The sequence below is a fragment of the Neobacillus sp. SuZ13 genome, from assembly GCF_030123365.1.
In the GTDB taxonomy this organism is placed as follows: Bacteria; Bacillota; Bacilli; order Bacillales; family Cytobacillaceae; genus Neobacillus.
In genome coordinates, this window is the sequence record NZ_CP126107.1 from 554,977 (window position 1) to 569,056 (window position 14,080).

10 protein-coding genes are annotated in these 14,080 nt (G+C 41.0%); 9 read left to right on the top strand and 1 reads right to left on the bottom strand.

The annotated features are described in order from the left end of the window. The first annotated feature begins 87 nt into the window (after positions 1–87). From QNH17_RS02635 to QNH17_RS02675, 9 genes are all read left to right on the top strand, one after another. On the top strand, positions 88–1,704 hold the full coding sequence (locus QNH17_RS02635) for an ATP-binding protein (RefSeq protein ID WP_283877273.1): 1,617 nt from the start codon (positions 88–90) through the stop codon (positions 1,702–1,704). Positions 1,705–1,902: 198 nt separating this feature from the next. Further along, entirely contained in the window at positions 1,903–3,651 is a 1,749-nt protein-coding gene (locus tag QNH17_RS02640) for an ABC transporter ATP-binding protein (protein WP_283877274.1), read from the top strand. Between the two features lie 23 nt (positions 3,652–3,674). Continuing rightward, a complete protein-coding gene (locus QNH17_RS02645) occupies positions 3,675–4,349 on the top strand; it encodes a response regulator transcription factor (RefSeq protein ID WP_283877275.1) in 675 nt (224 codons plus the stop codon). After that, positions 4,346–5,383, top strand: a complete 1,038-nt coding sequence (locus tag QNH17_RS02650) for a sensor histidine kinase (RefSeq protein ID WP_283877276.1) — start codon at positions 4,346–4,348, stop codon at positions 5,381–5,383. Before QNH17_RS02645 ends, QNH17_RS02650 begins: the two co-directional genes overlap by 4 nt. 150 nt (positions 5,384–5,533) lie before the next feature. Further along, positions 5,534–7,726 carry an alpha-galactosidase gene (locus QNH17_RS02655; RefSeq protein WP_283877277.1) on the top strand — a complete coding sequence of 731 codons (2,193 nt, stop codon included), beginning with the start codon at positions 5,534–5,536 and terminating at the stop codon, positions 7,724–7,726. Positions 7,727–7,867: 141 nt separating this feature from the next. Then, complete coding sequence (gene glpK / locus QNH17_RS02660) at positions 7,868–9,358, top strand: glycerol kinase GlpK (protein WP_283877278.1); 1,491 nt, start codon at positions 7,868–7,870, stop codon at positions 9,356–9,358. A 104-nt stretch (positions 9,359–9,462) separates the two neighbouring features. Continuing rightward, a complete protein-coding gene (locus tag QNH17_RS02665) occupies positions 9,463–11,151 on the top strand; it encodes a glycerol-3-phosphate dehydrogenase/oxidase (protein ID WP_481858564.1) in 1,689 nt (562 codons plus the stop codon). Between the two features lie 233 nt (positions 11,152–11,384). Then, positions 11,385–12,767 (top strand): L-cystine transporter, encoded by a 1,383-nt coding sequence (locus QNH17_RS02670; protein WP_283877279.1) that lies wholly within the window; start codon positions 11,385–11,387, stop codon positions 12,765–12,767. A gap of 234 nt (positions 12,768–13,001) precedes the next feature. Further along, positions 13,002–13,847, top strand: coding sequence for a VOC family protein (locus QNH17_RS02675; protein WP_283877280.1), 846 nt, complete (start codon positions 13,002–13,004; stop codon positions 13,845–13,847). A 71-nt stretch (positions 13,848–13,918) separates the two neighbouring features. On the opposite strand, the gene QNH17_RS02680 is transcribed toward QNH17_RS02675, so the two are convergent. Further along, a complete protein-coding gene (locus QNH17_RS02680; protein ID WP_144555839.1) occupies positions 13,919–14,077 on the bottom strand; it encodes a DUF3934 family protein in 159 nt (52 codons plus the stop codon). Positions 14,078–14,080 lie beyond the last annotated feature (3 nt).

The following is a 14,080-nucleotide window of genomic DNA, read 5'->3' on the forward strand; positions in this document are numbered from 1 at the left end:
AGGCTATCATTACTATGGTAATAGGCACGACTCTAGTTTATGATAAAAGGGAATATTTCGAAAACAGTTAGAGTGGGTGGAAGCACAATGATCCTGTTAGACTATATTTTTAATCTTGCAATTTTTTCACTACTGGTCAGTACACCTTTAGTCATCTCCTCATTCATTAAGCATAAACCATTTAAACTAGCCCGCCTCTGGACGTCTCTATATGCGGGGGTGGTTTCCGTGCTGCTTGTTATTCTGTCATTCCAGCAGCTAGGCTATTCTTACGATATCAGGTATGCGCCTGTTATTCTCATGTTTGCATACCTCGGGCCATCCGCAGGATTAATTACTGGACTGTTTTCACTATTCGCAAGACTGTGGACCAGCGGACAATGGGAACCAGTTCTTAGTGGCTGGGGATTATTGATGTTTGGTTTCTCGGTTATTTACTTTTATACTAAGCAATTTACGGTTATTAAAAAAATCAGCATATTTTTTGCTGCCTATATTTTGAATTACGGAATTACGGTCTTTACGTTTAAGATATTTATTGATAACCCTATCTTTCATTTACAATATTTATTATTTGTGATGTTAGGGGTGATCATTGGCGCATTACTCATTGAATCATATGAAAAGCTGCATAGATTAAATAATAGGTTAACAGATATGTATAAACTGGTAGAGGCAAGTGAATCAAAGTACCGTCTTATCGCTGAAAATACATCAGACCTTATCCTGGTTTTGAATGATGAACAATCAGCGATATACTTTTCTCCTTCACATGAGAGTGTTTTAGGGTATCAATGCTGTGAATTAGAAAAATTGGAAAAATACCAATTAATTCATAGGGATGAAGTAGATCTGTTTAAAAGTACAATAAAGTTGATGTTTGATAATAAAGAGATGCAATCCATTGAATTTCGAATGAGGCACAAAGATGGAAGATGGCTTGATTTTGAATCACGCTGTGTGCCTGTTTTGGGAGAAGATGGGACTGTTGAAAATATCGTCATTATAAGCAGAGATATTTCGGAACGTAAACAGGCAGAAGAAATTCTTCTTCGGTCGGAGAAGCTATCGATCGTTGGGGAGTTAGCGGCAGGGGTTGCCCATGAAATAAGAAATCCACTTACTACCATAAAAGGGTTCATGCAACTTTACAAAAGAGGGGATAGTTCGATTGATGATTTGCTCCTAAGTGAATTGAATCGTATTGAAACGATTACCAGCCAACTGCTTACTTTGGGAAAACCGCAAGCGCTTCAATTAGTCAGGACGAATATCCTCGAATTAATCGAAGATACCCTTGAACTTCTAGCGCCTGAAGCTTTGATGAGTAATGTCCAATTCAAAATGGATTTTGATGAAACATCCTACTATATTACCTGTGAGAAAAATCAATTAAAGCAGGTCTTCCTTAATATTTTAAAGAATGCGATGGAAGCAATGAAGGAAGGGGGAGAAATTCTCGTCCGCCTTCGCAAGGGAATAGATGGCGAATGTATTATTTCTATCCAGGACCAAGGGTGTGGGATCCCTGAAGAATTACTTCCTCGATTAGGTGAACCATTCTATACATTGAAAGAAAAAGGAACAGGACTTGGCCTAATGATTAGCCATAAAATCATTAAACAACACCAGGGCAGCATTACATTTAGCAGTAAACAAAAGGCAGGAACCAACGTTGAAATAAAACTCCCATCAGCAAGTTGAGAAAATTCATAAGGGTGTCAGGCACCACCCGTGGACAAATGTCCACAAGTGGTGCCTGACACCTTTTTATGTCGCCCCTGAGCAAGGCGCTTCCGTATTTCTTAGTTCATACTCAATTCATATATTCTTTGTATAATTTAGTTTGTTATAGTAAATGAAATTAGAAGTATGTGATCGATAGAGGGGATGTAAAGAAATATGTCAGATGTAAAGAACGAGAAGGGATGGCGCCAGTTTATTCGGTTGGTTCAGCAAACCAGACCTTCTAAATTGCTTTTGGGTATCGCTCTTTTATTAAGTGTAGGAACCACTTTGGTGGGGCTGTTTGTCCCATTGTTCACCAAAAATCTTATCAATGATTTTTCTCTTAGCTCGTTAAGCACAGGAAGAATCATTCTTCTTGTTTCCGCACTCATCATTCAAGCTGTTGCGAGCGGAATATCCATCTATATATTAAATCAAATCGGGCAATCGGTTGTGGCCGGGATTCGAGACCGTTTATGGAGGAAGCTGCTCGTCTTACCAATACCGTTCTATGATGAAAATCAAACAGGAGAAACGGTTAGCCGAATGACGAATGATACAGCTGTGGTAAAAGGATTAATTACCGACCATCTCGCCAACTTTCTATCAGGGACCATTTCCATCATTGGCTCGATAGTTGTCTTACTGCTATTGGATTGGAAAATGGCTTTGTTAATGTTTATTGCCCTGCCGATTGCAGCAGTCATTTTAATGACACTTGGTAGAAGGATGCATCAGGTGTCCAAAGGGATGCAAACTGAAACAGCACAGTTTACCTCCGTTATCCAGCAAGTATTATCCGAAATACGCCTAGTCAAAGCTTCGAATGCGGAAGAAATCGAATATAAGAATGGTAAAAATGGAATTACAAAGTTGTTTCGATATGGGTTGAAAGAGGCAAAAATTCAAGCACTAATTTCTCCGTTAATTGGTTTAGTAATCATGGTACTGCTAGTCGTCATTCTAGGATTTGGTGGAATGAGAGTATCTTCAGGTGCATTAATGGCAGGTGATTTAGTTGCTTTTATCATGTATCTTTTTCAAATCGTCATGCCGATGGGACAATTAGCCGCCTTCTTTACCCAATTTCAAAAGGCAGCCGGTGCGACCGAGCGAATTATCTCGATTATTGATATGAATGATGAACAAGATGATTCCAAGTGGGATGTCCAAAATATGAATCAACCTATAAAGGTGGAGAGGCTGCATTATTCATATACTAATGGGGAAACGGTACTAAATAATATCAGTTTTTCCGTAGAGGCAGGCAAGGTAACCGCAATAGTTGGTCCAAGTGGCAGCGGGAAAACGACACTGTTTTCATTATTGGAGAGGTATTATCTACCACAGCAAGGAACAATTCGCCTTGGGGAGGAGCCAATAAATGAATTCTCACTGCTTTCCTGGAGAAGCCAAATTGGCTATGTATCACAGGAAAGCCCGATTGTTGCAGGAACCATTCGCGATAATATTTGTTACGGAATGGATAAACCAGTGGACGAGGATGATTTAAGAAGGGTTGCGAAAATGGCCTATGCCGATCAATTTATTACTGAGCTCCCGAATGGATATGACACCGAAGTAGGCGAAAGAGGTATCAAATTGTCCGGTGGTCAACGGCAAAGAATTGCGATTGCTCGTGCCTTTCTTAGGGACCCGAAACTATTGATGTTAGATGAAGCAACCTCTAGTCTTGATAGCAAATCTGAGCAGGTAGTCCAACAGGCATTACAGAATTTAATGAAGGGACGAACCACACTCGTGATTGCGCATCGTTTGTCGACCGTCATTGACTCTGATCAAATTATCTTTTTGGATAAGGGAAAAATAACCGGCAGCGGCACGCATGAACAACTAGTCCAAACTCACTCCTTATATCGTGAATTTGCCGAACAGCAATTACGAATCAGTGAACCTGCTTAATATATAGAAAAGGATGAGGAGCGATGACAAAATTATTAATTGTCGACGATGACGCTAATATTCGCGAGCTTGTGCTTCTTTTTTTGAAAAAAGAGGGATTCGAACTGTACGAAGCATCAGATGGGATGAAGGCGTTAGAGTTGATGGAGAAAGTAAAAATCGATATCGCGATTATTGATATTATGATGCCTATTATGGATGGCTGGGAATTGTGCCGAGAGATTCGGGAGTTCGGTGATATGCCGATCTTAATGTTGACCGCCAAAGGGGAAACCTCCCAAAAGCTAAAAGGATTTGAACTTGGGGCCGATGATTACCTTGTGAAACCTTTTGATCCCGCTGAATTAACGGCCCGAGTCAAAGCCGTATTAAAGCGTTATAAAATAACAATCTCACAAACCATCACCATTAATGAATTTATGCTGAATCGAAAAACACATGAAATTTCTTTTAAAAATAAGGAAATTACCATTCCGTTGAAGGAATTCGAACTGTTGTTTAAACTAGCAAGCTACCCTGGAAAAACATTTTCAAGAGAGGTGCTGATTGAAGATATTTGGGGCTATGACTATGAAGGAGACGAACGAACGGTCGATGTGCATATTAAAAGGTTAAGAGAGCGTTTTTCAGAGGAGGAATATCCGTTTCGAATTCAGACGATTCGGGGATTAGGCTACCGTTTCGAGGTAAAACCATGAAGGCCAAACGTTTTTTTCAGCATTTATTTGGGATTGTTTTTTTTATTGTATTTGTTTCGCTGGGTTTTACGGCAGGTTATTTCATCGTCTCAAGAATCTATCACCTTTTCCATCTTCAGACATCCGATTATCTTCGTCATATGGCGGAGGTTGTCAGTAGTTTATTAACGATGGCGCTTGCTGGGTTTCTTATTAGTTTATTGACGAACTCTAGGCGTCACAATCTCTTTCATGAAGTACTTGATGCCTTAAGCAGGATTGCAAAAGGTGATTTTAATGTTTACCTGGATTTAAATGTTGGGAGAGAAAATCAATTTACCAAACTGATTGACCATATCAATCATATGGCTAAGCAGTTAAAACAGTTGGAAGATATGCGGCAGGAATTTATTTCGAATGTCTCTCATGAAATTCAGTCACCCTTGACATCAATAATGGGTTTTGCCCAAGCCCTCCAATACGATCAGCTGACAAATGAAGAGAGAAACCATTACCTCAGTATCATTGAAACGGAAAGTAGAAGGCTCTCGAAATTAAGTGATAATCTCTTGAAATTAACTTCGTTAGAATCCAAACACCATCCCTTTGATAGACATAGCTATCGATTAGACCAGCAAATACGGACGATTATTTTAGCGTGTGAGCCGCTTTGGCTGGAAAAGGACCTGGAATTGGATGTTTCTATGGAGAAGGTCTCCATCATCGCGGATGAAGATTTAATGAGCCAGGTTTGGACAAATCTTTTTCACAATAGTATTAAATTTACGCCGAATCAGGGAATGATTCGTGTTGAGCTCAAAAAGGTGGATGACAAAACAGTCGTGAAAATATCTGATACAGGGATTGGGATCTCGAAAAAAGACCAGATCCATGTGTTTGAACGATTCTACAAAGCAGATAAGGCAAGGGACCGGTCAAAAGGAGGCAGTGGGTTAGGGCTCTCCATCGTCAAAAAAATCATCGAATTGCACGAAGGAACCATCTTAGTTGAAAGCGAAGAAGGGAAGGGAACCACCTTCATAATTACACTATAATGGGTGTCAGGCACCGCTTGTGGACAAATGTCCATGAACGGTGCCTGACACCTTTTTTTCATAAATTGTTCTGTTAGGCATATGGCAAATCATATTTATTGTAAGATAAGTAATTTTGGCTATGCAGTGAATATGGAGGAGTGGGTGCCCGTGCCAATTGATTGGGATGAAAAGGATGGGATTTTTCATTTGTACAATAACAGGATTAGTTATTTAATTCAAATTGTCCATGGTAAATATCCCGCCCATTTGTATTGGGGCAAGAGGGTTAAGGCACTGCAGCCTGCTTCCATTCTGGCGTATAAACGCAGGTCTTTTTCGCCGACGACGGAGCCTTCTCTTTCACAATTTTCACTTGATACACTGCCACAGGAATATCCCGCTTTTGGGAATGGGGACTTTCGTTCGCCAGCCTATCAGATCCGTTCAGCGGACGGCACTACGGTAACCGAATTTGTCTACGATTCTCATGAAATTTTCCAAGGAAAACATCCACTTGAGGGATTGCCTGCTACGTATGTCGAGGATAAATCTGAAGCAGAAACATTAGTGCTAACACTGGTGGATTCCATGCTTGGGATCGGGATGAATCTTCATTATACAATTTACAGTGATTTTGATGTGATAACGAGGTCGGTCTCCTTTGAGCACCTTGGGACCCATGATGTGGAAATACATAAATGTATGAGTATGTCAGTGGACATTCATCAGTCAGATTGGGATTGGCTGCACCTTTATGGAACATGGGGGCGTGAGCGTCACATCGAAAGGCGGCCGCTTAACCACGGGATTCAAATGATTTCATCAGCTCGAGGTGCAAGCAGCCATCAACATAATCCGTTTGTTGCGCTCCTTTCAAAAGACACCAACGAAGAGTATGGAGATGTATATGGAATCAGTTTGGTCTACAGCGGGAATTTTCAAGCTTCCATCGAAGTGGATCCATTTCAAACTGCTAGACTAAGTATCGGTATAAACCCTTTTGATTTTACATGGGTGCTGAAGCCGGGGGAAACGTTTCAAACTCCGGAGGCTATAATGATTTATTCATCGGAAGGGCTTGGAGGAATGTCCAGGACTTTTCATAAAATACTGAGGGAAAGAGTTTGTCGTGGGGTATACCGAGACAAAACACGTCCAATTCTCATTAATAACTGGGAAGCCACCTACTTCAATTTTAATGAAAAAAAACTTTTCGACCTTGCGGATGCAGCAAAAGAATTAGGCATCCAACTGTTTGTTTTAGATGATGGCTGGTTTGGGGAGCGGGACAATGATAAAAGTTCGTTGGGTGATTGGTTTGTTTTTAAGAAAAAACTTCCCAATGGTTTAGATGGATTGGCTGATTATATCCAAAAAAAGGGGCTGCAATTTGGAATATGGGTCGAGCCGGAAATGGTTTCTCCTGACAGTGATTTGTACCGTAAACATCCCGATTGGTGTATCCATGTGCCGGGACGGAACCGGACACAGTCAAGAAATCAATTAATTCTTGATTTGAGCAGGGAAGACGTATGTAATTTTTTAATCGAAACGCTCACCCGAGTATTTAGCAGTGCTAAAATTTCCTATGTGAAATGGGATATGAATCGAAATATGACTGAGGCAGGTTCGGCTGCGCTGCCACCTAATAAGCAAAAAGAAACAGCACACCGTTATATGCTAGGTTTGTATCAAATCCTTGAAAAACTGACCAAACGATTTCCACAGATCTTATTTGAAAGCTGTTCCGGAGGAGGCGGTCGCTTTGATCCTGGCATGCTCTATTTTATGCCGCAAACCTGGACGAGTGATGATACAGATGCTGTTGAACGGCTTAAGATTCAATACGGAACAAGCCTCATTTATCCTGCGATTTCAATGGGGGCGCATGTATCAGATGTGCCGAATCATCAGGTAGGAAGAATTACACCGCTCTTAATGAGATGCCATGTAGCAATGGCTGCAAATTTGGGTTTTGAATTAAATATCGACAAACTGAGTAATGATGATAAGAAGGTTGTAATAGAGCAAATCAAACGATATCATCAAATCAAGGATATTGTCTGTTTTGGGGAATTATACAGGCTGTTAAGTCCGTTTGATGGAAGGGATTCAGCTTGGATGTATGTTTCACCGAACCAGGAAAGGGCTGCCGTTTTTTACTATAAAACATTGGCAACACCAAATCCACCGTTATTTCGTCTGAAGTTGCGCGGGCTTAGGCCATGTGAGATTTATAGAGTAAATAGGGGAGAACCGAAATATACGGGCGATGAGTTAATGAAAATTGGATTAACGCTGCCGCTGATAAATAAAGATTTTTCCTCGAGTATTTATCACATTGAAGCATTCGAAAAGTAATCAAATATAATAGATGTTCTACAGGTCTGGTATAATCGTAGTATTTGTAATCGCCTCCATAAGGGGCTGGAAGTCTTTTGAAAGGGCCTGCGTAGAAAAAAGGAATATTTTTAATGTAGTAGGATAGGAGAGAGTTCATATATGGAAAAATACATTTTATCCTTGGATCAAGGGACAACAAGTTCACGTGCGATTCTATTTAATAAAGAAGGAAAGATTGTTCATGTTGCTCAGCAGGAGTTTCAGCAGTACTTTCCACAACCGGGTTGGGTCGAGCATCATGCCAATGAAATTTGGGGTTCAGTCATAGCGGTAATGGCCTCTTGTTTGGCTGAGGCGAATGTAAAACCAGAACAAGTGGCTGGAATCGGTATTACTAACCAGCGGGAAACTGCAGTAGTCTGGGATAAAGAAACAGGGCAGCCAGTCTATCATGCGATAGTTTGGCAATCTCGCCAAACCGTTGAGATTTGTGAAGAATTGAAAGCAAAGGGCTATGATCAATTATTCAGGGATAAAACTGGCCTTTTAATTGATGCTTATTTCTCTGGAACAAAAGTAAAATGGATTCTTGATCATGTAGAAGGCGCAAGAGAAAAAGCGGAGCGTGGAGAGCTGCTATTTGGAACGATTGATACTTGGCTTATATGGAAACTATCCGGTGGAAAGGCCCATGTGACAGATTACTCCAATGCATCGAGAACATTGATGTACAATATTCATGACCTTAAATGGGATGAGGAGTTATTAGAAATTCTTTCAGTTCCTGCTTCAATGCTTCCGGAAGTCCGCCCATCTTCAGAAGTATACGCCAAAACAATTGATTCCTCTTTTTCTGGCGCTAATGTGCCAATTGCCGGCATTGCAGGAGACCAACAAGCGGCATTATTCGGTCAGGCCTGTTATGAAAAAGGAATGGCGAAAAATACGTATGGAACCGGATGCTTTATGCTAATGAATACAGGCGAACAAGCAGTAAAATCAGCGAACGGGCTGTTAACGACCATAGCTTGGGGTATTAACGGAAAAGTAGAATATGCATTAGAAGGAAGTATCTTTGTTGCCGGTTCTGCTATCCAATGGCTTCGTGATGGGTTACGGATGTTTAGAAGTGCTGAAGAGAGTGAGAAATTTGCTGCGAGTGTATCATCTACCGATGGTGTTTATGTAGTTCCAGCATTCGTGGGGTTAGGAACTCCTTATTGGGATAGTGATGTACGTGGTTCGGTCTTCGGCTTAACACGTGGAACAACGAAAGAACACTTTGTTCGCGCAACATTAGAATCGCTTGCATATCAAACAAAAGATGTATTAACGTCAATGGAAGCCGATTCAGGGATCTCACTAAAAGCTCTGCGTGTAGACGGCGGTGCTGTTGCCAATAACTTCTTAATGCAATTCCAAAGCGATATGTTAGATGTGCCAGTTGAACGCCCAGAAATAAGGGAAACAACCGCCTTAGGAGCCGCATATTTAGCAGGATTAGCAGTAGGGTATTGGGAAAGCCAAGAAGAAATTGCTGCTCAATGGCATATGGATGAATCATTCAAACCAAATATGGATGAAGAGGATCGGAACAATCTATATTCAGGCTGGAAAAAGGCTGTAAACGCAGCTAGGGCTTTTAAATGATGGATCTGAATGATATACTAAAGTTAAAATAATATTTCGAATTTTTCACCAAGGGATTAGCGAGACCACAACAAAGCATTGGATTATTAACCATTGTCTTTGTTATGGTCTCTTTTTTATTCCAATTGGAGGTAACCATAGTGGAAATATTAAAATTTTCGAGTTTGAATCGAAACAGAGTCTTAAAGGAAATGGCAAGAGAAGATTGGGATGTGCTTGTCATTGGTGGTGGAATTACAGGCGCTGGGATCGCATTAGATGCAGTAACAAGAGGACTGAAAACGTCTTTGGTAGAAATGCAGGATTTTGCAGCTGGGACATCTAGCCGTTCCACCAAACTTGTTCACGGAGGCCTCAGATATTTAAAACAATTCGAGGTGAAGATGGTGGCAGAAGTAGGGAAGGAACGAGCGATTGTTTATGAAAATGGCCCGCATGTAACGACACCCGAATGGATGCTCCTACCTATTCATAAAGGTGGAACGTTTGGAAAAGTCAGTACATCGATTGGATTACGGGTCTATGACTTTTTAGCAGGTGTTAAAAAAAGTGAACGCAGAAAAATGCTTTCCGCAAGTGAAACCATTCAAAAAGAGCCGCTCATTAAAAGAGAGGGATTAACTGGCGGCGGGTATTACGTTGAATATCGTACTGACGATGCCCGCTTAACTATTGAAGTCATCAAAGAAGCGGTTGCTCAAGGTGTCAAAGCCGTAAACTATTCAAAAGTAATGGAGTTACTTTACCAGGATGATAAGGTGATCGGTGCTAAGGTTGTGAATCTTTTAACTGGAACCGTTCATGAAATTTATGCGAAATATATCATTAACGCTACAGGCCCTTGGGTTGATTCGCTCCGAGATAAAGATCAGTCGGTAACTGGGAAAAAGCTGCGGCTGACCAAAGGGGTCCATTTGGTGATAGACCAATCGAGATTTCCCCTAAATCAGGCAGTTTATTTTGATACACCGGATGGCCGTATGGTTTTTGCCATTCCAAGGGATGGGAAAACATATGTGGGGACCACAGACACTATTTATAACAACGATCCGATTCATCCGAAAATGACAACAGATGATCGAGATTACATTATTAAAGCGATTCATTATATGTTTCCAACCGTAGATATTCGCACGGAGGATATTGAATCAAGCTGGGCAGGGGTAAGACCGCTGATTTATGAAGAAGGCAAGGGTCCCTCTGAAATTTCGCGAAAAGATGAAATATGGGTTTCGAATTCTGGGCTGATTACCATCGCAGGCGGGAAGCTGACCGGTTATAGAAAAATGGCGGAAACGGCGGTGAACTTGATCGCTAAACAGAGCGGCAATTTTCAAGCATGCCAGACCAAGTATTTACCGATATCCGGCGGTCATTTTGAGGGGGCTCGTAACTTTGCTTCATTTATTGAAAAAAATGAAAAAAATGCCGAGTTAAGAGGGTTTACAAAGGACCAATATCGCAATTTGGTTCATCGCTACGGTTCAAATATTGATCGAATTTTTGACATTGCGAAAACCTATGACCCAAATAACAAGTTTGGTTTGCCGCTTGAGGTGTTTGTTCAAATTGTTTATTCATTAGAGGATGAAATGACAGTAACACCAATAGACTTTTTTATCCGTCGGACGGGAGCTTTATTTTTTGATATTCAATGGGTAGTGGAGTGGGAAGAAGCGATTATTGATTTTATGGAAGATACACTTGGATGGACAATGGAGGAAAGGACTCGATTCAAGGAAGAATTAGAAACAGCATTAAAAGATGCGGTCAATTCATCCTCATCTGAATGAAAAAAAGTCCAAATCTAAGCGGTGATTTTCTAGCTGATAAAAAACTAATCAAACGTTTGATTAAATAAGTGACGGGCTTGGAATATAAGGAATAGTCATATCATATTATTTACCATATCAAACGTTTGATTGTTATTTTACGTGGCAGGTATATGGTGACGACCATAATTCCGACTTATTTCATTGGAATGTTTGGATTACAATTTTCCCGAATTTGAAGGAGGATGGATAGTATGAATTTCTTGCTGATCCTCGTCAACGTAGCTGTTCTGTTATTACTCATGTTTGGATTATTTACGATGCAAAAAAAGCATGTTTCTTTTTCCAAGCGTGTTTTTAGTGCGTTAGGTTTAGGTATTATCTTTGGTTTTCTCATTCATCTCATTTATGGCACGACACATGAAGTAACGACAGGTTCAATCGATTGGTTTAACATTGTCGGAAATGGCTATGTGAAACTATTACAAATGGTGGTCATGCCGCTGATATTTGTCTCCATTGTCGGAGCTTTTACAAAGTTAAAGTTAACGAAAAATATTGGGAAAATTAGTTTCCTTGTCATCGGCATCCTGCTTGCAACGACAGCTGTCTCTGCGGCGATTGGAATTGGCTCTGCATTGGGATTTGGCCTTGATGGTGTGCAGTTAACTGAAGGAGAAGCGGAAGCCGCTCGTAATGCCCAGTTAGAGGAACGAGTTACTGGGATAGAAAATATGACGCTCCCTCAACAAATTATTGAGTTAATCCCAAGTAATCCATTTCAGGATTTAACGGGAGCGCGCGCGACATCGACGATAGCGGTTGTTATATTTGCCGTGTTTATTGGAATTGCTTATCTTGGGGTAAAGCGCAAAGACCCAGATACAGGAGATTTTTTTGCTAAGATCATTGATACGTTCTATTCCGTTGTCATCAGGGTAGTCACTCTAATCTTACGTCTAACACCATATGGAATTCTTGCCATCATCACAAGAGTTACAGCAACAAGTGACTATGCGGCGATTGCGAAATTAGGTAAGTTTGTGATTGCCTCCTATGTGGCGCTCATTTTGGTGTTCATTGTCCATTTACTACTATTAGCCTTTGCCAAACTAAGTCCTGTAAATTATGTGAAAAAAGGGCTGCCAACCTTGACCTTTGCCTTCACGTCACGGACTAGTGCAGGAACCTTACCAATGACCATTAAAACGCAAACGAAAGACTTTGGTGTTTCAGAAGGGATTGCAAACTTTGCCGGGTCGTTTGGACTTACCATTGGTCAAAACGGATGTGCAGGTGTGTATCCTGCAATGTTAGCGGTGATGGTGGCCCCGGCGGCTGGGGTGGATCCAACGAGTATATCCTTTATCTTGACACTCATTCTTGTGGTGGCAATTAGTTCCTTTGGTGTAGCCGGTGTAGGCGGCGGTGCCACCTTTGCAGCGTTAATCGTTCTATCAGTTATGAATCTTCCAATTGCGATTGTTGGTTTGCTCATTTCAGTTGAGCCTCTTATTGACATGGGACGGACAGCTTTAAACGTTAGCGGAGCAATGACATCCGGTATATTAACCAGTAAAGTAACAGGTGAATTTGAAAACGAAGTCTATAAACAACCAGACATTGTAGAAGCATAAAAAACGGGAAACAATATTTTAGGGCTTTTTCGCATAGCGGAATTGCCTTTTTTTGTGGCATAAAAATAGGCTGGTCTTCATTTTGTTTTTAATTTAAAATACTTGAATTCGAGATAATAGTAAAGTACACTGTAATCATAGGTGATTGGAATCGAATGAATGGTATGTATCACAACCATACTAAAATTAAAGACAATTTTTTATATAACTAATTGACGAAAGGATGAGGAGAAAATGGATAAATTTCATCAAGCTCCAAATATATATGTCGGAGAGGTCAATATTAAGGTGAAGAATCTCGATTATTCACTTACCTTTTATCAAAATATCATGGGCTTTAAAGTATTGGAAAAATCAGAGCGTAAAGCGGTCTTAACGACCGATGGAAAAAAGCCATTATTAACAATAGAGCAGCCGAAGGATGTTGTGGCGAAATCAGGTCGTTCCTCCGGCTTGTATCACTTTGCCATTTTACTTCCATCACGAGCAGATCTATCGGTCTTTTTACGGCACATGGTCCAAACTGGATATCCGCTCGGTGCAGCAGATCACTATGTAAGTGAGGCGTTATACCTTAATGACCCAGACGGCAATGGGATTGAAGTGTACCGGGACCGCCCTTCTTCAGAATGGAAATGGAAAAACGGCTTAGTTGAAATGGCAACTGAAGAGCTTGATGGAAATGGGATTATCGCGGAGAGTGATGCGGAATGGAGCGGTTTACCAGCAGGGACGCTTATGGGGCATATTCACCTGCATGTCAGCAATTTGCAAAAAGCTGAAGAGTTCTATACAAAGGGACTTGGTTTTGAAGTAGTTAGTTACTATCCACAAGCGGCATTCCTATCGACAGGCAGATATCATCATCATATTGCCATCAATACTTGGCAGGGAGAAGGGGCTGCCACCCCACCAAAAAACAGTGTTGGTTTAAATTGGTACTCACTCGTTTTCCCTGATACGTCTGCAAGAGAGAAAGCCTTGAACCAACTAAAGCAGATAGGTGCTCCAATTACCAAGGAAGCCGATTACTTTGTAACAGAAGACCCTTCCGGAAATCAAATTCGGTTAATTTTATAAAACAGGATAGGGTGTCAGGCACCACCTGTGGACATTTGTCCACGAGCAGTGCCTGACACCCATTTTTGTTACTATTTTTCGTTTTTTTCGTCTGCGTCTTTAGCTCTTTTTACACCTTTGCTAACATACGGTTTGGCGCTTTTGGCTTTTTTGACTCCTGCCTGCCAACGAGTCCAGCCCTTTTTGCCGGTTCCTCGACCGGTCCCGCCTTTCCCCTTTGTACTACTCATTTA